At 68.6% G+C, this 23,640-nt stretch carries 17 protein-coding genes and 3 pseudogenes; 9 read left to right on the forward strand and 11 right to left on the reverse strand.

The window, feature by feature from the left end; genetic code table 11:
* Positions 1–278: 278 nt before the first annotated feature.
* Positions 279–1,625 carry a hypothetical protein gene (locus ACFTWP_RS36950; RefSeq protein ID WP_380269474.1) on the reverse strand — a complete coding sequence of 449 codons (1,347 nt, stop codon included), beginning with the start codon at positions 1,623–1,625 and terminating at the stop codon, positions 279–281.
* A gap of 1,344 nt (positions 1,626–2,969) precedes the next feature.
* On the opposite strand from ACFTWP_RS36950, the gene ACFTWP_RS36955 reads away from it, so the two are divergent.
* The 5 genes and pseudogenes from ACFTWP_RS36955 to ACFTWP_RS36975 form a co-directional block, all read left to right on the forward strand.
* A complete protein-coding gene (locus ACFTWP_RS36955; protein ID WP_380269475.1) occupies positions 2,970–3,116 on the forward strand; it encodes an ABC transporter permease subunit in 147 nt (48 codons plus the stop codon).
* On the forward strand, positions 3,113–3,298 hold the full coding sequence (locus ACFTWP_RS36960; protein WP_380269476.1) for a hypothetical protein: 186 nt from the start codon (positions 3,113–3,115) through the stop codon (positions 3,296–3,298). Before ACFTWP_RS36955 ends, ACFTWP_RS36960 begins: the two co-directional genes overlap by 4 nt.
* Positions 3,295–3,615, forward strand: a complete 321-nt coding sequence (locus ACFTWP_RS36965) for a hypothetical protein (protein ID WP_380269477.1) — start codon at positions 3,295–3,297, stop codon at positions 3,613–3,615. The genes ACFTWP_RS36960 and ACFTWP_RS36965 overlap by 4 nt, the downstream gene beginning before the upstream one ends.
* Before the next feature lie 58 nt (positions 3,616–3,673).
* Positions 3,674–6,514: a ricin-type beta-trefoil lectin domain protein gene (locus ACFTWP_RS36970; RefSeq protein ID WP_380269478.1), complete on the forward strand. Its 2,841-nt coding sequence runs from the start codon at positions 3,674–3,676 to the stop codon at positions 6,512–6,514.
* A gap of 201 nt (positions 6,515–6,715) precedes the next feature.
* Positions 6,716–7,658, forward strand: a pseudogene (locus ACFTWP_RS36975) (transposase); the annotation flags it as partial.
* Here ACFTWP_RS36975 and ACFTWP_RS36980 read toward each other — a convergent pair.
* The 8 genes from ACFTWP_RS36980 to ACFTWP_RS37015 form a co-directional block, all read right to left on the reverse strand.
* Positions 7,610–8,098 (reverse strand): transposase, encoded by a 489-nt coding sequence (locus ACFTWP_RS36980; RefSeq protein ID WP_380269480.1) that lies wholly within the window; start codon positions 8,096–8,098, stop codon positions 7,610–7,612. The pseudogene ACFTWP_RS36975 and the gene ACFTWP_RS36980 sit on opposite strands and share 49 nt — an antisense overlap.
* A gap of 316 nt (positions 8,099–8,414) precedes the next feature.
* Positions 8,415–10,970, reverse strand: coding sequence for a ricin-type beta-trefoil lectin domain protein (locus tag ACFTWP_RS36985; RefSeq protein WP_380269482.1), 2,556 nt, complete (start codon positions 10,968–10,970; stop codon positions 8,415–8,417).
* A gap of 90 nt (positions 10,971–11,060) precedes the next feature.
* Positions 11,061–12,011: a sugar kinase gene (locus ACFTWP_RS36990; protein ID WP_380269483.1), complete on the reverse strand. Its 951-nt coding sequence runs from the start codon at positions 12,009–12,011 to the stop codon at positions 11,061–11,063.
* Positions 12,004–12,672: a bifunctional 4-hydroxy-2-oxoglutarate aldolase/2-dehydro-3-deoxy-phosphogluconate aldolase gene (locus tag ACFTWP_RS36995; RefSeq protein ID WP_380269484.1), complete on the reverse strand. Its 669-nt coding sequence runs from the start codon at positions 12,670–12,672 to the stop codon at positions 12,004–12,006. The genes ACFTWP_RS36990 and ACFTWP_RS36995 overlap by 8 nt, the downstream gene beginning before the upstream one ends.
* Positions 12,669–13,607 carry a carbohydrate ABC transporter permease gene (locus tag ACFTWP_RS37000; protein ID WP_380269485.1) on the reverse strand — a complete coding sequence of 313 codons (939 nt, stop codon included), beginning with the start codon at positions 13,605–13,607 and terminating at the stop codon, positions 12,669–12,671. Before ACFTWP_RS37000 ends, ACFTWP_RS36995 begins: the two co-directional genes overlap by 4 nt.
* A gap of 26 nt (positions 13,608–13,633) precedes the next feature.
* Positions 13,634–14,581 (reverse strand): carbohydrate ABC transporter permease, encoded by a 948-nt coding sequence (locus ACFTWP_RS37005; protein WP_380269486.1) that lies wholly within the window; start codon positions 14,579–14,581, stop codon positions 13,634–13,636.
* A 5-nt stretch (positions 14,582–14,586) separates the two neighbouring features.
* Positions 14,587–15,888, reverse strand: a complete 1,302-nt coding sequence (locus ACFTWP_RS37010; RefSeq protein WP_380269487.1) for an ABC transporter substrate-binding protein — start codon at positions 15,886–15,888, stop codon at positions 14,587–14,589.
* A gap of 15 nt (positions 15,889–15,903) precedes the next feature.
* Positions 15,904–16,788, reverse strand: coding sequence for an NAD-dependent epimerase/dehydratase family protein (locus ACFTWP_RS37015; RefSeq protein WP_380269488.1), 885 nt, complete (start codon positions 16,786–16,788; stop codon positions 15,904–15,906).
* Between the two features lie 71 nt (positions 16,789–16,859).
* On the opposite strand from ACFTWP_RS37015, the gene ACFTWP_RS37020 reads away from it, so the two are divergent.
* The 3 genes from ACFTWP_RS37020 to ACFTWP_RS37030 are packed head-to-tail and all read left to right on the forward strand — an operon-like array spanning position 16,860 to position 20,402.
* Positions 16,860–18,065, forward strand: coding sequence for an ROK family protein (locus ACFTWP_RS37020; RefSeq protein ID WP_380269489.1), 1,206 nt, complete (start codon positions 16,860–16,862; stop codon positions 18,063–18,065).
* Positions 18,066–18,103: 38 nt separating this feature from the next.
* The gene (gene dgoD / locus ACFTWP_RS37025) at positions 18,104–19,252 is read left to right on the forward strand and encodes a galactonate dehydratase (RefSeq protein WP_380269490.1); all 1,149 of its coding nucleotides are present in this window, start codon (positions 18,104–18,106) and stop codon (positions 19,250–19,252) included.
* Between the two features lie 25 nt (positions 19,253–19,277).
* On the forward strand, positions 19,278–20,402 hold the full coding sequence (locus ACFTWP_RS37030; RefSeq protein ID WP_380269491.1) for a lactonase family protein: 1,125 nt from the start codon (positions 19,278–19,280) through the stop codon (positions 20,400–20,402).
* Between the two features lie 240 nt (positions 20,403–20,642).
* Here the strand turns inward: ACFTWP_RS37030 and ACFTWP_RS37035 are convergent.
* Positions 20,643–21,281, reverse strand: a pseudogene (locus tag ACFTWP_RS37035) (IS982 family transposase); the annotation flags it as partial.
* Here ACFTWP_RS37035 and ACFTWP_RS37040 point away from each other — a divergent pair.
* Positions 21,265–22,588, forward strand: a pseudogene (locus ACFTWP_RS37040) (IS1380 family transposase). The pseudogenes ACFTWP_RS37035 and ACFTWP_RS37040 sit on opposite strands and share 17 nt — an antisense overlap.
* A 198-nt stretch (positions 22,589–22,786) precedes the next feature.
* Here the strand turns inward: ACFTWP_RS37040 and ACFTWP_RS37045 are convergent.
* Positions 22,787–23,404 (reverse strand): DNA-binding response regulator, encoded by a 618-nt coding sequence (locus ACFTWP_RS37045; protein ID WP_380269492.1) that lies wholly within the window; start codon positions 23,402–23,404, stop codon positions 22,787–22,789.
* Between the last annotated feature and the right edge of the window lie 236 nt (positions 23,405–23,640).

Here is a 23,640-nt window from a genome sequence, read left to right on the forward strand (position 1 = left end):
GGGCCTGTATGACTGGTCGGCGGGGCCGCCCACAGGCCGAGCACGGCGATCCCCCGCTGGGGCGAGCTCGAAATCAGGCATGCTGCTCGCCCAAATGACGGCCGACCGCGCCCACCCAGATTTGGTATAGACCTGTCACTACTCGAAGGCAAGGGGTCAGCGCCTTTTGACCGCCGAGATGAAGCGCCCCCGAAGTATCGGTCAGTGCCGCACCGGACGCGGGCCCTTCTCTCCGCCTCCCAACGGGAGTGCGCCGCCCGGAACCGGGTGGTGCGGTGTCAGTGTTTGCGGTGGGTGTGGTGTGTGCGGCGTCTGCGGAGGATGAGCAGGGTGCTGGCGCTGGTGGTGATGAGGGCGGCGATGATGCCGGCTCCGGTGTTGCCGCCGCTGGTGTGGGCGAGCCATCCGCCGTCGGTCCGTGTGGCGGTCGGGGTGGTGGAGTCGATGGCGGTGTGGTCGTCCGGTTGGTCGGAGGAGGGTGGGGCTGGTGGCGTGGCGGAGGGGAGGGGTTGCGTGGGGGTGCTTCCCGGGTCGGTGGGGGTCGGGGTGGGGGTGGTGGGCTTGCCGGTTGGCGGGGTGGTGGGGTCGTCGCCGAACTTGATGGCGATGTCGGCGCCGGTGGCGGTGGTCTGGGTGATGCTGATGGATAGGTGTGCGGTGGTGTCGGAGAGCGGGGTGCCGGTGGTGGTGAAGGAGCCGGTGGCGGTCTTGTTGTCGTGTTTGGTGTTGCTGATCATGACTGCGTGGTCGTAGTGGCCTGCCGGTATCCGGTAGACGTCCACGCCCTTGGCGACGTCGCGGTCCGCGGTGGCGGGGTCGGGTACGCGGTACTCGACGACGATGCGGTCCTTGCCGGTGCCGAGGGGGAGGTCGACCGCGCGCACTCCGGAGGTGCCGGGTGCGTGGAGTGGGGTGAGGTGCACGGTGGTGGTGGTCGAGGGGGTGGTGACCTGTTGGGCGGTGAGCCACTTCTGGGAGAGGAGTTCTGGTGCGGTGAGGCCCTTCTTCTCGCCGCCTCCGCCCATGGGGGTGCGGGTGCTGTAGCCGTCCGCGGTGCAGGTGGTGTAGCTGCCGGTCTTGCAGAGTTGGCGTTCCTGGTGGGCGAATCCGAGGTTGTGGCCGGATTCGTGGACGATGGCGGCCTTGTCGGCCATGGCGCCTTCGTGGTACCAGGAGTTGGGGCCGGGCATCGAGCCGAGTCCCCACCAGTCGCTGCAGTAGGCGCTGTTGAAGACGACTGAGATGTGGTCGAACGTCACGTCGGGGATCGTCTTGCGGGCGAGGTCGTTCATCTGTCCGGTGTCGCAGGTGGAGGGGTCGTCCATGTCGATCGTGAACGGTCCGAAGACGCCGTCGCCCTTGGCGGGGAGGATGCTCAGCCGGTTTCCGGAGTTCGCGGCGTAGTAGGCGGCGAGGGAGTCCTTGGCGCCGAAGAAGTTCTGTACGGCCTGGTCGTGGGCCTTCTGGGGGTCGGCGAGTGCGCGGTTGCGGAAGTTGACGAGCACCACGGCGCGGTGGTCGACGCTCTGGGGCGCGGGTTCGGCCGCGGCCGGTGCCGCGAGGACGGCCGATCCGACGGTCACCGCGCAGGCAGCGGCCGCGCCGAGCAGCACGGGGACCTTCACCACAGTGGCTCCCGCGGAGCGGGGTGCCGGGGCTGCACCTGTGGGTCGGGCCGGGAGTAGGCGGAATGCCATGAGTAGGGAGTCCTTGGTCGTTCGGTCCGAGGGCGGTCGCGCAGACGGGTTCTCGGGGCGGCCACAGCACCATCTCGTCCACGCCGGGCAGGAGCGCTGCCGCTTGAATCTGCTCGATGGGCCGCCAAAGCAAGCAGATTCAAGCAACGGTGCCAGTAGCTGAGAGTTACGTCAAGGAGGAGGAAGTCGCCTCCTTGACGTCCGGGGCGGAGTGGCCGCCCGACAGGTACAGCCCTCCCGCGGGTCCAGCCCTGGCGGGGAGCGTATCCCAGCTCGGGCCGAACGTGGCTCTGCATGACCGTCCTTCGCGCCGGATCTCGACTGGCACCGCAGGGCGCTCCCCGAGGAGGGACCTGCGACCGGCGCGGGCCCCGGCGGCAGATCGCCCTGCTTACGCTGAGCGACCAGCCCCGGGAGTTGTGCGATTTTCGACCCGCGCACCTCTTGACAGGGGCGAGAACGTGGACCAAATATTTAAACCATCTTAAGTAAAGGCAGCTTAAGAAAGACCGGACGGGCGATCTGAGGGAGTGCCCGCGTGACCGACTTTGCTGTTCCCACAAAGCCGCGCGCCTGCAGCGCGGCCTGTTCCAGGTGTCCCCCACCGGGCGCAGACCGGCGGGTCGCACGAAGGCAAGCACGCAGGACAGCCGAGCCCACAAACGCTCGCTGGTGCTGTCCACCCTGTACCACCAGGGTGTGATGAGCCGCTCCGACATCGCCCGGCCATCGGGGCTGACCGCTCCGACGATCTCGGTTCTCGTCGCGGACCTGGCGCGCGACGGACTGGTCGCCGACGTGGGTCCCCGTCAGGACGGCGGTGCCCGAGTGGGCAAGTCGGCGTCCCTGCGCCGGCGCAGGCCGGCGGGTCCTCGGCACCGTCCTCGCGCCGATCATCAGCGTCCTCAACCTGCATGAGGTCGTCCTGACCGAACCTGCCGACCCCATCGAAGGCCCCTCCTCCCGGACACGGCCCTTGAGACCGCGAGGGCGCACACCCTGTCGCCCATCAGCGCCTTTCTGAGGATCCGCTCCCTCGCGGGCGACGACGACCTCGTCCTCCTCGGTGTCGGTGCCGCCAGCCCTGTCCTCTCCGCGGAACCGGGGATCCTCTGAAGCCCCTGCCCGCCCCCACCTGTCCACCCCCTACACATCCGTCCCCGACCGCCTCGCGGCGACGCGACTCGCGCACGTCCGCTACCTGCAACGGGGCCAGACACCCGTGACCCCTGTCCGGCGGCCGGCCCGCCGGACGCACCCCTGGGGAATGCGATGAACGGTGCGCGCATCGACGGCGCCTCCACCTGGCAGATCCTGCGCAAGATCCTCTTCCCGCTTGTCGTCCCCGGCGTCGTCGCCACCGGCATCCCTGCCTTCATCGCCGCCTGGAACGACTACCTCATCACTACACCTTCATGAAGGACCGGAGCCGCTCCACCGTGCCCGTGTGGCTCGCCTCCTTCAGCACTCCCCTCGCCGGGACCGATTTCGGCGGCCGGTCGGCCGGGTCTGTCATCTTCTCCCTCCCGGTGGTCGTCTTCTTTCTGATCATCCAGCGCAAGCTCGTCTCCGGGGTCTCCGCCGGAGCGGTGAAGGGATGACCGACGCCATGCTCGTGCCCCGCCCCTCCCGTCTGCGCGCCGACGAGGGCCAATTCCTCCTTCATCGAGGCTGGCGACATCGCTGGGTGTTCTACGCCTGCCAGCCACTCCTGCAACTCCTCCTCGCCGCCGTCTACGACGACTTCCGCACCCGCCTCGCCGCGCACCTGCCCCGACTGGGAGCGGTCGGCGTGGAATTCCGCCGCGAGACCGGCCCCCTGCCCTGGCAGACCCGGCCCGGCATCGAGGGCAAGCCCTCCACCAGGCTTGAGTGGGCCGCCTTCATCGACCAACTGGTCGCCCACGTCAAGATCTGAGCGCACTCCACACCGCGCTCGTCCGCAGTACCCGATCCCCACTAGGTAAGGAGAAACGATGCGCCACAGAACAACCACCGCCAGGGCAGGCCTCGCTGCGGCCCTCTCCCTGGCGGTGGCCGCAGCCGCGGCCGTGACCGTCACCCCCACCGCTGAAGCGGCCAGTGCCCCCGGCACCGTCACCATCGGCGGCAAGTGCCTGGACGACGCCGACTTCGGCACCGCCAACGGCGCGACCGTCCAGCTGTTCACCTGCAACGGCGCCAGCGCGCAGAACTGGACCTGGCAGGACAACGGCAGCCTCACCGTCACCATCGGCAGTACCACCAAGTGCCTGGACGTCACCGGCGGCTCCAACGCCACCGGTGCGCTCGTCCAGCTCTACGACTGCAACGCCGGCGCCCCCCAGCAGAAGTTCAAGTACCTGCCCGACGGCACCGTCTACAGCGCCAAGTCCGGCAAGTGCCTCGCCGTCCAGGGGACCGTCGTCAACTACGCCCGGATCGGACTCGCCCCCTGCGACCCCTCGCAGACCACCCAGAAGTGGGGCTCCACCACCGCACCCCAGCCCGGCGTCATCCTCACCGCGGGAGCCACCGTCTCCGGGGGCGGCGGAGACGCCCCGACCGCGGGCTACACCGACGCCGACGGGAAGTTCTACTTTCAGAACGCCAACGCGGGCTACGGCAACGATGCCAAGGAGTGGCATTTCTACTCGGGCGCGAACTACGACAGCGCCACCCGCGACCCCATCAGCGATACCCCCGACAACAGCAACACCACCTCGCGGTGCAACAACAGCCCCACCGGCCTGACCGCCACCTCCACCGGGCCGGGCACCACCTACTCCCAGCCCAACTACTGCGACCTCGTCGGTGTCTGGGTCGACCCCGACACCGGCTGGTGGTACGGCCTCGTCCACAACGAGTTCACCGGCTCGCCCTTCGGCGACGGCTACCACTTCGACGGCATCGACAACGCCGTCTCCAAGGACCACGGCGCCACCTGGACCATCCAGGAACACGCCCTCACCTCGCCCTACAGCACCACCCGGGGCGACACCGCGGCGTTCCCGAACCAGACGTACTACTACGGCGACGGCGACCAGCGCCTGTTCGTCGACTACGCCTCCGGCTACTTCTACGTCTACTACGCCACCCGCGTCATTGCCAAGCCCGGTGTTGCCGGCGGCAACATCTGGGAGCAGCACGTCGCCCGTGCCCCGATCTCGGGGAAGATGGCGGGCTCCTCCTGGAAGAAGTGGTACAACGGCGCCTGGCAGACCCCCGGCGTCGGCGGCGCCGAGAGCAACATCATCCCCGCCGACGGCGGCGGCACCGGCTATACCGCACCGAACGAGGACTACAAGCCGTCCACGACCGGTGGAGCCGCCGCCCAGGTCGCCGCCGGCACCATGCCGGACAACTCGCAGCTCACCGTCATGAACATCGCCTGGAACGCCTACCTCGGCAAGTACATCGGCACCCCGCAGAACGACATCGCCCAGAACACCCGCGTGTTCACCCCCCTGCACTTCTACTCCACCGACGACCTGGCCACCCAGAAGTGGACCGACATGGGCCTGGTCCCGGGCACCGAGAACGCCTCCTGGTACCGGTGGCTGGTCGACTCCGGTAACAAGACCGACGGCACCGTCCTCGGCAAGACCTTCCGCTCCTACTGCCTCGTCGACTGCGGGAGCAGCTCGCGGGAGATCACCGTCGCGCCCCGCACCAGCGCCGACCTGCCGTCCCCGGTGGACACCGGTCGGACGTACCAGATCGCCGCGGGCAACGGCCGCTACCTCGACCAGAGCGGCAGCAGCCTGGTGACCAGCGGCACCGCCCCCTCCCAGCAGTGGAAGTTCACCGCCACCGGTGACGGCTTCTACACCATCACCAACACCGCCTCCGGCCAGGCACTGGGCGTCGGTACCGGCAACGCCGGACGCGCCTGGAGCGCCGCCGTCACCCCCGGCTCCCTCAGCACCCCCGCCGGCATCGGCCAGCAGTGGTCCGTCCAGGCCACCCGGACCACGCCCACCCCCAGCGGCGCCTCCACCCCCACCGGCGCCTTCCGACTCGTCAACCGCTACAGCGGCCTCGCGCTGAGCCTCACCAACCAGGGCACCCAGTCCGTCCTGACCTCCCCCCAGCGGAACTGGGACAACGCCGGAACCGGCTCCGACACCCGCCCCGCCAACGCCCAGACCCTCACCCTGACCGCCGTCGGCGGCACCAACACCAACACCATCACCGTCACCAACCCCGGCAACCGGACCACGTCCCCCGGCGCACCCATCACCCCGCTCCAGATCAGCGCCACCGACTCCGCCACCGGCCAGAGCCTCACCTACACCGCCACCGGCCTGCCCCCCGGCCTGACCATCAACGCCGGAACCGGCCAGATCACCGGCACCCCCGTCAGCGTCGGCACCACCGCCGTCACCGTCACCGCCACCGACACCACCGGCGCCTCCGGCTACACCATCCTCACCTGGACCGTCACCGGCACCGACCTCGCCCAGGGCCGGCCCACCACCGCATCCTCCGTCGAGGTCAGTACCCTCGGCGCCACCCTCGCGACCGACGGCAAGCCCGCAACCCGCTGGGCGAGCAACTACTCCGACCCGCAGTGGCTGCAGATCGACCTCGGCACCACCCAGTCCGTCAAGGAAGTCAAGCTGACCTGGGAGGCCGCCTACGGCAAGGCCTACCAGATCCAGACCTCCAACGACGGAACCACCTGGACCACCATCTACACCACCACCACCGGCACTGGAGGCACCAACGACCTCACCGGCCTCACCGGCTCCGGCCGCTACATCCGAATGAACGGCACCACCCGCGGCACCACCTTCGGCTACTCCCTCTACTCCTTCGAGGTCTACAACTTCTGACCATCAGGGCTCGGCCGGCGCAGTGACCTGCGCCGGCCGAGCCGGCGCGCGCCGGCCTGGGCAGCCATAGAGGTTGCCCGGCCGGTCGCCGCCGACGTCCCCGACACGCACAGGACCCCGACGCGGGAATCGAACCCCGGGTCGGGGTCCGTCGGTCATCGGTGTAACTCCCGATCGTGGAAGTAGCACCTGCTGAGCGACATGACTGTCTCGGTTGAGGCGGTTGAAGAGGTCCGGCTGGCAGAGCTGTCGGCGGACCTGCTGGATGACCGGTTGACCGGGCAGCTGGTCAACCGGGCCCGTGCAGGCGGCCTGCAGTGACCGGCACGGGCGGACTGCTTCAGCAGCTGACCAGGCGCGGGCTGGAGTCCGCCCTCGAAGGCGAGATCACCGACCGCCTCGGCTACGAGAAGCACGACCCGGCCGGGGTGGGAAGCGGCAACTCCCACGACGGGATCCGGTCCAAGACCGTGCTGACCGAGGTCGCCCCGGTCGCGATCGAGGTGCCCGGCGACCGGGACGGGAGCTTCGAGCCTCAGATCGTCAAGCAGCGGCAGCGCCGCCTGGCAGGCGTGGACGAGATGGTGCTGTCACTGTCCACCAGGGGTCCGACGCACGGTGACATCTCGGCCCACCTGGCCGAGGCCTACGGCTCGAACGTGTCGAAGACGACCATCTCCAGCATCACCCACAAGGTCACGGACGGGATGCCGGACTGGCAGAACAGGCCGCTCGGCCCGGTCGGCCCGGTCTGCCCGGTCTGCCCGGTGACCTCCATCGACTGCGTGCACGTGACGGTCCGCGACGGGCACGTGGCGAACCGACCGGTCCACGTCGCCCTGGCCGCCAACGTCGACGGCACCCGCGACATCCTCGGGCTGTGGGCCGGCGACGGGGTGAGGGCGCCAAGTACTCGGCGGTCGTTCGGTTCTGGGAGAACGCCTGGGCCGAGTTCGTACCGTTCCTCCGGTTCGACGCGGAGATCCGCCCTATCGTGTGCACGACCAACGCCATCGAGTCGGTCAACGCGCGCATACGCAAGGCGGTCCGAGCCCGCGGGCACTTCCCCACGGAGACAGCGGCGCTCAAGTGCGTCTACCCGGCCGTGATGAGCCTTGATCCCACCGGCCAGGGACGGAAGCGCTGAACCATGAGGTGGAAGCCCGCACTCCAGGCGTTCGACATCGCCTTCGACGGTCTACTCTCGGTCGGCCGCCGGTAACTCACACAACCCGAGTTACACCGCTGGCTGGCTGTACGGACCCGCCACTCGCGCTCGGCCTTACGAAGCCGCACGGGCTCGGCCCGCTCGCCGTCGTTCAGCGCCGGCCCGGGCACCGCCGTCTCGGCGTCGGCGGCCCGCACCCGGTTCCGCAGGGTCTCGTGGTTGACCGCGGTCGTCCTCGCGACCGCGGCGAACGTGCGTCGGCCGCCTGCGGCTCGGTACAACGCGACAGCATCACGTCGGAACTCGTCCGAGTACTTCGCCGGACGTCCCATCTGGACTTGCCTTCCCGCGTCGAACGCGATGCCCTGCCACGGGACGTCAGCACCTACGCGGTGCTCAAAGGGAACCTCCGCCATTCACTGAGGTGCTGGCGGCGGGTCGACGCACTGGACTCATCGGGCCGACCCGATGTTTCGAGCGAGGACGAGCCGCCGTCTGTTCATCACGCCGACGATGCCGGCCGCGCTCGGCCGCGGTAGAGCATGACTGGTGTGCGTTGCGGGCGGACGTGCCTCGTTGTGGAAGGTTGCGGAAGGAGCTGCTGTGCTCCGTCGACAACGCCCGCCTGTTCCGACAGTGGAGCCATGGACCAGCGCTGTGCCTCGCCCGACCCAACCGACGCCCAGGGACCGCGGCGCACCGTGGTGCGCCGCGGTCCGAGGTGACGGAGTACTACCTCACGCTGAAGGCGTCGAGGCTGACGAACGTCCCGGAGGAGCGGGGATCGGTCCGCCCGGTGGAGCTCACCACCACCGTGTGGCTGCCTGCGGAGAGCAGCGGGCTGGTGTAGACGGGCAGGCCCAGGGTCTTCGTCGGCGCGTAGAGGTTGACGTCCACGGCAGTCCCACCGTCGATCGAGATCGACGCGATTCCGTTGTCGGCGGTCTGTGAGGCGTAGTAGGTCACCTCCGTTCCGGCGAACGTGAAGGACGCCGACGCGCCCGAGCCGTTGGTGTAGTGGTCGTTGTGATTACTGCAGGTGGTGCTGCCCCCGGAGCTCCAGGGGCCGGCGTACACCACTGTGGCCGCGCCGTCGTCCGTGCACGTGGCCGCTGCGAGGGCGGGGCCGCCGTACGCTCCGCGGTTCGGCGTGGTCGGACCGGCCGGGTTTCCCCAGTAGTCGACGGCCGAGGTGCCGCTGAGCGCGATCCCACTCTGGTAGGCGGGCGATCCGGAGGCGAGCTGGTATCCCCCGACGGAGTTGATGCTGTAGTTGGCGGTTCCCGGGGCGGTGAACTTCGGGTCTGCGGTGGAGGCTGCGGGGTCGGTGCTCGGTGCGGCGAACCCGACGTACGTGTTGTGCTGGTAGGCCGGGCCGACGGGCAGCGTCGATCCCGCCGCGGCGCCGGTGAAGATGTTGTTCGCGACGGTCGTCTGGTTCGGCAGCTGAATCGTGGCTGCCTTCCCGCGGCAGTCGATGGTGTTGTTGGCGAACAGGAAGTTGTAGGGCGAGCCGGTGTTGATGATGCGGCAGTCGTTCACCGAGACGTTGTTGCGGAACACGATCGAGGGCGTCGTTCCGCCTCCGCAGCCACTGCACTGCAGGAAGATGCCGCCGAAGTTGTCGTGGTCGTAGTTGTACTGGTAGGTGCAGGTTCCGGTCATGAAGCCGTCGCAGTCCCAGGCCTCGCTGTCGAAGGTCTGCGCGACGATGTTCGACACCTCGTTGAACTGGAACGTGGGGTTGTCGTCGGCCCAGCCCCAGATGCCGGCGATGTTCTCGGGGTTGATCGCGTTGGTCCCGGCTCTGTCCGAGGTGTTGTACTCCACCAGCGGGGAGTCGGAGACGCAGATCACGATGCCGTCGCTGGTGTTCCGCTGGATGGTGTTGCCGAAGATATGCACGAACCGGTTGTGGACTGCGTTGCTGTTCTCCCCGGTGGCCTGGTTGCCGTAGAGGCCGATGCCGTTGACGTGGCTGTCACGGACGTAGTTGCCCGAGATCGTGATGCCCTTCACGAAGCTGCCGTCGGTCGGCAGGTCCACGCCGATGCCGTGGGAGAGGTAGAAGCCAGTGTGGTTCGCTCCCCGGTCGGAGACACCCATCACGTCGTGGACCACGTTGTTGCGAATGGTGATGCTGTCGTGTTCGGTGAGGTCGTCGACGACGACGAGGATGCCGGAGCGCTGGGATTCGGTGGCGGCATTGTTGGTGACCTCCAGGCCTTGGATGATCCAGTAGGACTGGTTGTGCAGCAGGACCGCGGAGGTGGTCGTGCCGCCGGCGGCGATCACGGGGCGGGTGCCGGTGCCGTAGGAGCCGAGGGTGACGGGTGCCGTCGCGCTGCCGCTGCCCGAGGGGGCGAGCTGCCCGTTGCAGGTGGTGCCTGCCTTGATCAGCAACGACTCGCCCGGGGTGTACGTGTGGCCGTTCGCGGAGGCCAGCGTGTTCCACGGGGAGGACTGGGTCCCGGACCCGTTGCCGGGCGCCGAGCAGTCGACGTACCAGGACGTCGCGGTGGTCGCCGAGGTGATGTTCCACGTGAAGGTGGTACTTGCGCTGTTTCGGCGGCTGTCGGTTGCGGTCAGGGTGACCGTCGCGGCACCGGTTGAAGCCGGCGTGCCGACGACCGTTCCGGTGACGTAGTTGAGCCGCATCCCTGCGGGCAGGCCCGAGGCGGACCAGCTGATGGGCGCGACGCCGCCCGATGCCGTGGGCAGGAGACCGGTGGCCACCCCGATGGTGCTCACGCGCGTGCCGGGGTTGGCCACGGTGGGCGCAGGGGTGCTCGGCGGCGTCCAGATCTGGCTGGTCGCGGTTCCGCAGGCGGCGAGTGCGGTCCTCGTGCCATCGGTGGAGGAACCGCCCACGACGTCGAGACAGTTTCCCGACTTGGTGTTGACGATCGTGCCGTTGTTCACCAGGGTCCACCGCTGGGCGCCGGAACCGTTGCAGTCGTAGAGCTGGATGAGCGTACCCGGCGCGGTGGCCCCGTTCGTGGCGTCGAGGCATTTGCCGAAGACCTGAATGCTGCCGTCGGCTGCCGGAGTCCAGCTCTGCGCGGCGCCGGCGTTGCAGGTGGAGATGGTGATCGGGTTTCCGTTGGCGGTGCTGGCACCCGAATCGGTGAGGCACTTCCCTGCGATGCCCGTGATGGTGCCGCTGCCGGTGGCGGCCGCGGCGGGGGTCGCCGTGGCTCCGGCGATGACGGCGAGGGGTGCGATGCAGGCCGCGGCCACGAGGGTGGTCGCGGCGCGTTTGAGTCGAGAAGGCTTCAGGAGATTCATGGGGGGGTCGTCTCTTGCCTTTCGTTGGTCGGTCGATCTTGGTCCTCGTGGTGTCCGCCGACCGGCGGGCACCACGAGAGTCGAGGTGGCTCAGCGGCTGACCTCTCCGGGTGCCGCGGCGCTCTGGACGAACTCGGCGTGGGACGGCAGGCCTTCCCAGTCGCCCTGGGCCGAGACGGAGAAAGCCGCGACGCGGCCCGCGATGGCCAGGCGTGTCGCCTCATCGGCCCCGGAAAGCACACCGACGAGATATCCGGCCACGAACGAATCGCCGGCTCCAACGGGGTCGGTCTCGGTCACAGCCTCTGCCGTGCCGCGCAGGATGCCTCGCGGGCCGGCGGAGAGCGCGCCGTCGGCGCCCATGGTGAGGACAACGGTGTGGGGTCCGCTCTCCAAAAGGGCCCCGGCCAGGACGGCCGGTTCGGTGATGTCGCTGCCGAGAAGTATCTGCGCCTCCTCCAGGCTTGCGAACAGCAGGTCCACGGAGGGCAGCAGTCGCGTCACGGCGGAGCGGAATTCCTCCGCCGCCCACAGCTTCGCCCGGTAGTTGGCGCCGAAGGAGACCAGCGTGCCGGCCGCCCGTGCCCGGCGAACGGCCTCGTCCACCGCCGCGGCGGCAGTCTCGGACAGCGCGAGGGTGATCGCGCCGGTGTGCAGGATCGCAGCCTGCTCGATCACGTTGTCGGGGAGATCGGCGGTGCTCAGACGTGACCCGGCCGAGCCCGACCGGTAGTAGTGGACACGGCGCTGGTCCGCGGTACGCCTCTCCTTGATCATCAGGCCGGTGGCGGCGAGCGGGTCCTCGCCCGCATGCACCGCGACACCCTCGGCTCGTAGCGTGGCGCGCACGAGTGCACCGAGCTCGTCGGCGCCGAGGCGTCCGATCCAGGCCGCCGAGCGGCCCAGGCGGCACGCTCCGACGGCCACCGTGGATTCCGAACCGGCGATCGACAGTTCGAGGGAGCGCGCGTGGCGCAGGGGACCGATGCGCATGGCGGCCAGGGCTGCCATGGTCTCGCCGAGGACGGCCAGCTCAGCCATGCCAGCCACTGGCCGCCGCAGCGACGAACTGGCCGGCGCGCCGGGTCAGGACACTCAGATCCTCGCCGATCAGCGCCTCGCCGAGCAGTGGGGAGCCCACCGCGACGGCCACTGCGCCCGCGTTGATCCACGCACTGACATCGTCGAGCGCGATCCCTCCGGTGGCAACGAAGGGCAGGTCGGGCAGGGGGCCGCGCAGGGCCGCCACGAAGGCCGGACCGAGGACATGGGCGGGGAACAGCTTGGCCGCGGTTGCGCCGCCCTGCCAGGCCGCCACCGCCTCGGTCGGGGTGAACACCCCGGGAAGAGTTGCGAGACCGAGCTTCTGGGCGGCCTGGACGACGGGCTGGTCGAAGTTGGGGCTGACGATGAACTGAGCGCCCGAGTTCGCGGCGTGCTGGACGACCTTGGCGGAGAGCACGGTGCCGACGCCGATCATGACGTCGTCGGCGAACGTCCTGCGCACGACCTCGACGGCAGCGAGGCTCCCGGGGGTCGGCAGCGTCACCTCCAGGCAGCGCACCCCGGCGTCGACGAGGGCACGGATGGCCGGCAGCAGGACGGAACCGTCGTTTGAGCGCAGGATGGCGAGCAGCCGATGAGTCCTCAGCGCGGCCAGCAGGCGCGTCCCTGCATCGGGAGCGGGGGTGAAGGCGCTCACTTGCTCACCCCGGCGGTCATACCCGAGATGAGGCGCTGGCCGAGGACCGCGAAGACGGTGAGCACCGGCACCATGATGAGTACTACGCCGGCGAACATGCCGCCCCAGTCGGTGCCCTGGAACTGTTGCTGGTCGATGAAGGACAGCAGGGCGACAGGCAGAGTCCTGTTGTCCGAGCTGGTCAGCAGGACCAGTCCGAACAGCGTCTCGTTCCACGCGCCGAGCACCTGCATGGTGAACGCGGTGATCAAGCCGTTGCGGGCCATGGGGAGCACCACCTGGACGAAGGTGCGCAGGGCCCCGGCTCCGTCGAGGCAAGCGGCCTCCTCGACCTCGACCGGCAGGGAGCGGAAGTAGCCGGTCAGGAGAAAGACCGTGAACGGCATGGCGAGACCGACGTACACGAACATGAGGCCCTGCATGCTGTCGAGCAGCTTGAGGTGAGTGAGGGCCTGGGTTTTGGCGAGCGCCACGTAGACCGGGATGATGATCAGCTGTGTCGGCACGCCCAGACCGAGCGCGAACAGCATCGTCAGCGGGCTTCCCACCTTCCGCTTGGTCCGCGAGAGCGCGTACGCGGCGGGGGCGGCTATGGCCACGGCGATGACCGCGGAACCGACCGACGCGAGGAGAGAGTTCACCAGCGCGGGGCCGAAGCCGCCGGTCTGCCAGGCCCGCGTGTAGTTGTCCCATTGCGGATGCGTGGGCAGTCCGACGGGACTTTCGAATATCGACTTGGTGTCGCGGAACGAGGTGAGCACCATCCAGAGGAGCAACAGGATGTTCACTGCGCACAGGGCTCGGATCGCTCCGGCGCCCAGGTGCCGCGGCCGCAGGTAGGCCAGGGCGTCGCGGGGGCCCCGGGGGCGCCGGCCGGATGTGTGCCCGGGCCGGTTGACCCGGCTCGTGCCGGGGGCTCGTGTTGTCACGGTCATTGCGGATCCCTTGGGGCGTTCATGGGCTACGAGAGCTGGATCGAGTCACGGCGCAGCATCCGCCGCAGGACTACTGCGACGACCGTGATGAGGACGAGGCTGACCAACGCGGCCGCCGAGGAGACCCCGAAGTCCCGGGCACTCCTCGCCGAGAATGCGCTCTCGTAGACGTACAGCGCGGTGGTGTAGGTGCCGTTCGGCGGGGTTCCGCCAGTGCTGCCCCCGAAGACCAGGACCAGTTCGAACACCTTGACGGTGGAGATGGTCCAGAGGACCGCGCAGACGGTCACCACGTCCCAGGAGAGCGGCAGGGTTACGTGGCGGAAGCGGCCCCAGGCACTGGCGCCGTCAAGTTCGGCGGCCTCGTAGTAGGTCGTGGGGATCTGCTCGACCCCGGACATCAGCACCGTGGTGTAGAAACCGGTGCCGGCCCACACCGTCACAGCGATGATCATCGTCATGAGGTTCTGTTCGGCGAGCCACTTCGGCGGGTCGCTGACTCCGAGGTGGCCGAGCAGGGTGTTGACGATGCCGGAGGGCCTGAAGAGCAGGCCGGTCATCACGCCGAACACAAGAGGATTGACGAGTACCGGGAAGAACAGCACGTACCGGACGAACTTTCGGCCCGCCATCTCGCGCAGCAGCACCGTGATGGCGAAGCTGAGCGCGAAGACGAGGGCGCCGCCTACGAGGAGGATGAGAGCGGTGTTCTTGAGCGCGGTGGTGAACACCGGGTCATGGATGAGGTTGACGTAGTTCTTGAAGCCCCTCGGTTTCACTTCCGTCACGCCGTCCCAGCTGTGGAGGCTGAGCCAGCCGCTGAAGACGATGGGAGCGACGAAGAACAGGACGAACATGATCAGCGCGGGGGCCAGGAAGGGCCAGAACGTACGACGCTGGGCCCGTTCCATCGGACTGTCCGCCGGGCGGCGGGTGCGCTGCACCAGCCGCCCGGGTCGTGTTGCAGAGGACACGGTGATCAGCCCTTGGCCTTCCAGTACCCGGCGCTGGCGCCGGCAGCGCGGGAGACGAAGGAGGCCGCGTCGGCCTTGCCCAACCACAGGTCGTTGAACTGCGCCACCAGCACCTTGTCCTGCCAGTCGCCATCGACGTTGTCGTCGGGCAGGCGCAGCGGATCGCCCTTCAGCTCCTGGGCGACGTCGGCCAGTTCGGCGGGCGCCGGGATGTCCTCGCGGGGGGTGATGTTCTTGGCCACCGTCGATATCGCGCTGAGCTGGTCCTTCTTCAGGAAGAACGCGATGAACTTCTCGGCGGCCTCGGCGTTCTTGGAGCCCTTGGGAATCGAGAAGCCGAACGGGATGACGTCGACGGCGTTGCGGTCCGGGTTGGCGGTGACCGGGAAGGCGACGGACTTGAACTCGAAGCCTTCCGGCTTGAACTTCTGTTCCTCGCTGGGCAGCCAGCTCCCCATGAGGAAGAACACGGACTCGCCGCTCACCCAGTGGTTCTGCTGTTCGGGGTACTTGGTGGCGTCGTAGTCCTTGGCCAGGTAGCCGCCCTTGACCAGCTCCTGGATCTGCTGGGCGGTCTTGAGTACGGCCGGGTCGTTGAACGCTGCGCCGCTCTTATCCGTTGCCAGGGCCGCAACCGAACCGCCGTTGCGCTGGAGCAGGTAGTCGAACCAGTACTGGGTGGCCCAGCCCTGGTCACCGTCGGTCCCGATGCACGCCTTGCCGGCGGTCTTGGCGGCCCGGCAGATGGACAGGAAGTCGTCCCAGGTCTTCGGGGCCTTGGCAACCAGCGGGTCCTTGCCGTTGTAGAACAGGGAGACGGAAACCGTCTCGTAGGGGATCATCCACGGGGTGCTGCTATTGCCCGCCGGAAGCACACCCAGGAGCTTCTGCGGGATGACGTCGACGACCTTCTTACCGTCGCCGACGTCCATGGACAGGACCGGGGTGAGGTCCTCGGCCTGACCGTTGGCGGCAAGCGTCGGGAGCAGGCGGTCGAAGCCCTGGTCCACCAGGTCGGGCGCGTTGCCCGACAGGAGCGCGGGGCCGACCTTGTCGAGGACCTTGCGGCCCTGCCACTGCACGTCGACCTTGATGCCCGTCTCAGCAGTGAACGCGGTGATCGAGCTCTGCAGGGCCTGGGCCTGGGGCTCGGTCTGGGTCCACATGGACCAGTAGGTGAAGTGCTTGGAGGCCTGTGCGCCGTCGCCGGTGCCACCGGAGGTCGTCGAGCAGGCGGCGGTTGCCAGCACGGCGAGGACTGCCGCGGCAGCGCCCGCTTTGGTGGACTTGGAGGAGAATCTTTGCATGGTTGTTCCCTTGGTTCAGGTTGTCGGCGCGGTGGTACCGGTCGTGTGTGGGTCGAACATCAGGCAGGGTGGTGAGGGCGCCCACGGCAGGCTCTCGGCGCGGGCCGGTAGTACGTCGCGCGGCTTCCAGCCCAGGTCGGTGCGGGCGTTGGCGAGACTCCAGAACGCCTCGGCGTGGCGGGACATCCCGAAGTAGACGCCGTGGCCGACGGGCGAGCGCAGTACCGCACCGACGAGGGCGGCGGCGTCCCGGTCCGAGAGCCACATGGCGTTGTAGTCCCGCTCCGCCAGCGCCCAGCCGACCAGACCGAAGCGGATGCTCATGACGGACGCACCGGTTCGCACCGCATGCAGCCGCCCCAGGGCCTCCTCGGCCAACTTGGCCGTGCCGTAGGCACAGCACGGGCGGGGCGCCGCGGCCGGGTCGACGGGGCACTCGCCGTCGCGGTAGTTGAGCCCAGCCGCATGGTTCGAGCTCGCCAGCACCACTTTGTCGATGCTGTGGTGCTCGGCGGCAGCCAGGACGTTGTGTGTCATGGCGATGTTGGGCGCGATGGCCGGCCAGGGAGCTCTCGGGCTGGCGTAGGCCGCCAGGTGCAGGATCGCGTCCACGCCTGCGACGGCCTCCGTTGCGAAGCCTGGGTCTGTCAGGTCGCCGACGAGAACCTCGTCCGGACCGGACGATCCTGCTGCGTCGCGATCGCTGACACGAAGCGAGTACTGATCACGCAGTGTGGGGCGGAGGAGGGATCCGAGTACACCCCGGGCGCCGGTGACCAGCAACAAGGGTCGTTGAGGCAAGTTCTCGCCCCACTTCCATGAACGGTCCGGTGTACCCGGTCCTTGTGGTGGTGCCTCATTTAGGGGCCCAGCTCCAATGAGTGTCAACACTCTCAACACACATTTGACATGCGTGACCCATTCGTTAGGAGTATTGACGCACTTTCGGAGCGCATGGCACTGTCTCCTCTGTGACAGAGCAGACCGGTGGATCTTTGAAGTCCCTTCGGCGGACGAACCAGGAGCGTGTCCTGAGGCTCCTGCTGAAGAACGGCGCCATGCATCGCGCCGAGATCGCCCGACAGATAGACGTGTCGCGGGCCACGGTCTCCACGATCGTCAACGAGATGCTCGAACGGGGGGTCCTGGTCCCGGTCGAAGTGCCGACGGCGGGCGCACTCGACGGGCGCATCCGCGAGCAGGTGGCCATCAGCCGGAGGGCCGGCGTCGCCGCCGGCCTGGACTTCACCCTCGACCGGGTCGCCGTGCACATCAGCGACCTGGAGCACCACGAACTCGCCAGCCACAGTGTCCGGGTCCCCGCCGACGCCACCGCCTCCGAGCGCATGGAAGCGGCAGCCCTGCTGCTCTTCGGATCACTGCAGGAGCATGGACTCGGACAGGACGACCTGGTCGGACTGGGCGTCGGCGTACCGGGCCAGGTGTCAACCGTGAGCGGTGTGGTGGGGCCGTCCCTGCCCGGTCAACCATGGGCAGGCATCAACGTCCGCTCGATGTTCGCCGAACGCTTCGGCCAGCCCACCCTGGTGGACAACAACACCCGCCTGGAGGCGATGGCCGAGTACCTCTGGGGCGCCGGCCGGCAGGCCTCCACCATGCTCTACGTGTCGCTGACCAGCGGCATCGGTGCAGCCCTCGTCACCGGAGGGACGCTCTACCGGGGCGCCCTCGGCGGGGCAGGAGAGTTCGGTCACGTCTCCGTCGACTTCGACGGCCCCGCATGCCCCTGTGGCAACCGCGGCTGCCTGGTCCAGAAGGCCGGATCGCCGGCCATCCTCCAGCTCGTGAGACCCCTGCTCGGTGCCGACGTCGGCATCGGCGAGGTGATCGCGGCCGCCCAGGAAGGCGACCGTGCCTGCCTCGGCGTGCTCGCCGACGTCGGCGCCGCAGTCGGTCACGCCCTGGTCAACGTCTGCAACCTCCTCGACCCCGGAAGGATCATCGTTGGAGGGCCGATCACCGCCCTGGGGGACATCGTTCTCGATCCCATCAGGGCCGCGATCAGCCGGCGCGCCATGCAGGCCGTCGGCTCTACCACCGAGGTCGTGCGCGCCGAGTTCGAGGAGGCCACTCAGGCCGGAGCGCGCGGCGGCGCCGCCCTGGTCCTGCAGGAAGCACCCCAACTCGCCTCCGTACTGAGGCGCCTGGCCGGCTGACCGGCCCGCACGCATCCCCACGAGAGACCGAGGACACCTTGAAGATCGCAAAACTGGAGACCTTCCTCGTTCAGCCACGCTGGCTGTTCCTGCGCATCGAGACCAGCAGCGGCCTCGTCGGCTGGGGCGAGCCGATCGTCGAGGGAAGGGCCGAAACCGTCGCAGCGGCGATCCGAGAACTCTCCGACCTGCTCATCGGGGCCGAAGCATCGCGCATCGAAGACACCTGGCAGACCCTCACCAAGGGCGGGTTCTACCGCGGCGGACCAGTCCTGAGCAGCGCCGTCGCCGGCATCGACCAAGCACTGTGGGACATCAAGGGCAAGGCACTGGGCGTGCCCGTCTACGAGCTCCTCGGCGGACCGGTCAGGGACAGAGTCCGCATCTACTCCTGGATCCACGGCGACGAGCCCGAGGAACTGGCCGACAGCGCTCAGAAGGCCGTGGCCGCAGGTTTCGACGCGATGAAGTTCAACGGCTCCGACCGGCTACGCCCCCTGGACACCCCCGAGGCCGTCAAACGCCTAGCGCTTCGGACCGCCGCCGTCCGGGCCGCCATAGGCGACCGCGTCGACCTGGCCATTGACTTCCACGGCAGAACCTCGACCGCGATGGCACTCAGGATGCTCCCGCTGCTTGAGGAACACCTCCCCCTGTTCGTGGAGGAGCCCGTACTGCCGGAGTACTCACGCGACCTCGGCCGGATCGTCCGGAGCACCTCCATACCGGTGGCCACCGGCGAACGCCTCTACTCCCGCTGGGACATCCGCGACGTGCTGCCCACGGGTGTCGCGGTCCTCCAGCCCGACCTCAGCCACGCCGGAGGAATCTCCGAAGTACGGCGGATCGCCGCGATGGCCGAGGCCCACGATGTACAGATCGCGCCGCACTGCCCGCTGGGCCCCATCGCACTGGCCGCCTGCCTCCAGATCGACTTCGCCACCCCCAACTTCCTGATCCAGGAACAGAGCCTCGGCATCGGCTACGGCGACTCTCCCACGGGCTTCCTCGACTACCTCATCGATCCCGAGATCTTCGCCCACCAAGACGGACACGTCACACGCTCGAACGCACCAGGTCTCGGCATCGACGTCGACGAGGCCGCGGTACGAAGCGCCGCTGCAACGGGCCACCGATGGCGCAACCCCCTCTGGCGCCACGCCGACGGATCACTGGCCGAATGGTGACGACGAACGAGGCAAGATCATGCACATGACCACACCGGCCGACCCCCTGTCCATCCGACGAAGCCCCGAGCCCCGCACCCCCGGAAACCTGCTGCTCATCGGGAGCTACACCAGCAGAACCGGCCAGAACCCACCCGAAGGCGGCGGACTGCACCTCACCCGCTACGACGACTCCGGGCACCTGACCCATGAGCAGGTCCTGTCCATCACCAGCCCGTCCTACTCCGCCTTCGACGCCCCTCATGGGATCGTGCACAGCACCGTCGAACAAGAGGCCGGGCAAGTCGTCTCCACCGGGCTCGACCGACGGCGCGGCCTGCACGGACCACTCACCGCCGCCTCCACCGGAGGCTCCCTGCCCTGCCACATCGCGATCCATCCCCGTCACACGCACGTCTTCGCCACCGACTACGGCTCCGGTACCCTCGCAGTCTTCCCCACCTCCACGGATGGCCGGATCACCGTGACCCAGCCATCCCAGCTCTTCCGTCACCCCGGGCGCTCCCCCCGGGAAGGGCTCCTGGAGGGGCCGAACGCCCACATGGCCGCCGTATCCCCCGACGGCCGCTTCGTCCTCTGCACCGACCTCGGCACAGACAGCCTCTACACATACAGATTCGACGCCACCACCGGAACGCTCACACTCCATCTGACCATCCACCTGCCTGTAGGACGCGGCCCCCGCCATCTCGTGTTCCACCCATCGGCCCGATACATCTACCTCCTGAACGAGCTCTCCTCAAGCATCACGATCTGCGCCTTCGACCCCGAATCCGGATCCGTGGACCCCGGCCTCGACCTCCCGGTCCGTCATCCCCACGCCACCGGGGCGAACTACCCCGCAGCGATCCGCCTCTCCCTCGACGCCCGGTTCGTCTACACCTCGAACCGCGGTGACGACACCATCGCCACCCACGCGATCACGGCAGACGGATCCAGGCTGCAGCTCCTGGGAACAGTGCCCTGCGGCGGTACCTGGCCACGCGACATCGCCCTCTCACCCGATGGAAGCCTGCTGTTCTGCGCCAATCAGCGTTCGGACTCCGTGACCGTCTTCCACATCGACCGAGGCTCCGGAGCCCTGAAGCCGGCCGCAGCCCCCTTCCCCATCACCTCACCCGCCTCAGTACTTCCCCTGCCGGCCGAATGAGCCAGTCCTCGGAAGACCTCGGACAACCGCAGGGCCGGGGAACGGCGGCACCTGCTTGCCCTGGACGGTGGGCAGTTGGAGCTGGTGGTCGGGGTGCGAGCTCATCCGCCCAGCCACTTCACCATTGCGACGTCATCTCGATCAGCGGCCCGGTTCATCGGCCGATGAACCGGCTCGCCGCCATCAACGGTGACGCCGAAGTCCCTTGACCGCCTGCCCAGATGATCGATTCCAAGTGGTTCAGTGGTCGTAGGCGATCAGCGAGCGCATGGTCGGCTGGCCGGTGTGGTCGTTGTGCCAGATGACGGCGGTGAGCGCGAGGATGCGTTGCAGGACGCGGATGGCCACGCCGCCGGGGGTGCGGGCGCGGTGTCGTTCGAGGTCGAGTTGACCCTTGAAGGTCTCCTTGACCGACTCGACGACCTGCCGCAGCGGCTTGAACAGCTGCGCTCCGGCCCGCTCTGCCTCGCCCCTGCGAGCCGGCCGGAGCAGCCGGATGTCCAGCTCGACCAGCTGCTGCTCGAAGTCGCGGCCGGAAGTAGTTCTCGTCTCCGATCAGTGTTTGCCCGGGGCGGTCGGCGAGGAGTCGGGGCTGGACGGCGAGCAGGTCCAGCAGGGTCTCGCGTTCGTCGGCTTTGGCGCCGGTCAGCGCGAACGCGACGGGGAAGCCGTGCAGGGTGCACACCAGGTGCAGCCGTAGTCCCCAGAAGTATCGACTGTGGCTGGCGTAGTACCCGTACTGCGCCCATCCGGCCAGGTCGGAGCACTTGACGGTCTCGCGTGAGTGGCCACACTCGACGGCGTGGAGTCCACGACCCACACGTCGTCGCTCCACAGTGTGGTGTCGCCGGCCAGCGTGCGGATGAAGCGTCGGAGGAGCGGTCAAGGCCCGGTGGAGACGGTCCGCAAGACCGGCCTGAACAGTGCGATATCGGCGGCGCTGGAACCGTGGCGCAAGCCGCGGGCGGTGCACGATCCGGGCAAGGTGCTGCTGGATCTCGCGCTGGCGGTGGCGCTGGGCGGGGACTGCCTGTCGGACGTGGCCGTGCTGCGGGCCGAGCCGCAGGTGTTCGGACCGGTGGCCTCCGATCCCACCGTCTCCAGGCTGGTCGACACCCTGGCCACCGCCGGCCCTCGCGCGCTGACGGCGATCCGCCGGGCAAGGGCCGAAGTCCGCGAGCGGGTGCGGAAGTTAGCCAATGCCGATGCCCCCGACGCGGGTGGCCAGGTGGTCGTGGACATCGACGGTGTGCTGGTCCTGGCGCACTCCGACAAGCAGGACGCTGCGGCGACCTGGAAGCGGACCTTCGGGCACCATCCGCTGGTCGCGTTCGTCGACCACGGAGCGGCCGGGGCCGGGGAGCCGGTTGCCGGGCTACTGCGGCCGGGCAACGCGGGCAGCAACACCGCAGCCGACCACATCACCACGACCCGCCTGGCTCTGGCCCAGCTACCGAAACGCCACCGGCGCGGCCGGCGGGGACCCTGATACGCACCGACTCCGCCGGCGGCACCCACGACTTCCTGAACTGGCTGACCGCGCGGGGTCGGTGGCTGTCCTACTCGGTCGGGAGGACAATCACCGAGGCCGTCCACCGCGCTGTCCTGCACGTTCCTGCCTCGGCCTGGACCCCAGCGGTCGAACCCGACGGCCAGGTCCGCGACGGTGCCTGGGTAGCTGAACTGGCCGGTGACGTCCTCAAGAGCTGGCCCGCCGGAATGCGGCTGATCGTGCACAAGGAACGGCGGCATCCCGGTGCGCAGTTGAGGTTCAGCGACGCCGACGGGATGCGTCTGACCTGCTTCGCCACCAACACCACCCACGCCGCGATCGCGCGTCTGGAGCTGCGGCACCGCCGGCGCGCCCGCGCCGAGGACCGTATCCGGGCCGCCCGCGAGACCGGCCCTGCGCAACCTTCCGCTGCACGACGCCACCCAGAACCAGGTCTGGCTGGAGGTCGTCCAGATCGCCCTGGACCTGCTGGCCTGGATGCCCATGCTCGCCCTGACCGGCCAGGCCCGCCGAGCTGGGAACCCAAACGCCTGCGGCTCCGACTGTTCTCCACTGCAGCCCGCCTGGTCGCCACCGGCCGCCAACGCATCCTCCGCCTGGCCCGCCACTGGCCCTGGACCGACACGATCACCACGCGTTCACCCGACTGCAGGCCCTGCCGAATCCCGGCTGACCAGCAACACCGACTCACGCCGACGAACAGCCGAACGCCTCCGGATTCGTGGAACCCGGCGCCCACCCGACGCGACAGCCGGGTCCTCAGTCCTCAGCCCGCCCACCACCGCTCCAACAAGCCGAAACAGCCCGCCGGACAAACCGGCAGACCGTCACGAACGTTCGGGGCTAGTGCATATAGGGCAATTCGCCTACGTCAAACGCCGTCATACAGCCAGCCCGCCTCCTTGGCGATCCGGACGGCGTCCAGCCGGTTGCGCGCGTTGAGCTTGGTGACGATGTTCGTGAGGTAGTTGCGGACCGTGCCCGAGGCCAGGAACAGCCGGGCGGCGATCCGCCCCACATCCTCCCCTTCGGCGGTCAGCCGTAGCACCTCGATGTCTCGCGGTGTCAGCGGGCTCACCTCGGCCTCCAGGGCGGCCAGCGCGAGTTTGGGGTCGATCGAGCGCCCGCCGCCCGCCACGCAGCGGATCGCGTTGGCGAGCATGTCCGGGTCGGAGTCCTTCATCATGTAGCCGACGGCGTGCGCCGCCAGGGCGCGCCGCAGGTTGCCCGGCTGCCCGACGCTGGTGAGGATCAGCGTCCGGCAGGAGGGAAGCTCCTCGTGCAGGTGCCGGCTCGCGGTGATGCCGTCCACGCCGGGGAGTTCGATGTCGAGGACCGCCACGTGGGGTCTCAACTCCAGAGCCAGCGGCAAGATCTCGTCGCCCCTCGCCGTCTCCCCGACGACGTCGAGGTCGTGCTCAAGACTCAGCAGGGACACCAACGCCTTCCGAAGCATCACCATGTCCTCGGCGATCAGGATGTTTATCAACGCACTCCACCGTGTCTCCCCCGGGACTACTGTCGGAATGTATGACCACATGTCGTACGACAGCGTCAGCATACGGGCCAGCCGGCCGCGGCGGACGCTGTTGGATCGACGGGGGTGCGCGGGGGCCACAGTCTGGCCGCTGCTGAAGTTGAATGCGTGATGTCGCTCGGATGGGTGAAGCAGTAGTGTTCGCCTGCCGGTGGAGGGTCGGCCCCGGTAGTTGTGTGCTGTGAGGT

Source organism: Kitasatospora sp. NPDC057015, assembly GCF_042673745.1.
Classification (GTDB): domain Bacteria; phylum Actinomycetota; class Actinomycetes; order Streptomycetales; family Streptomycetaceae; genus Kitasatospora.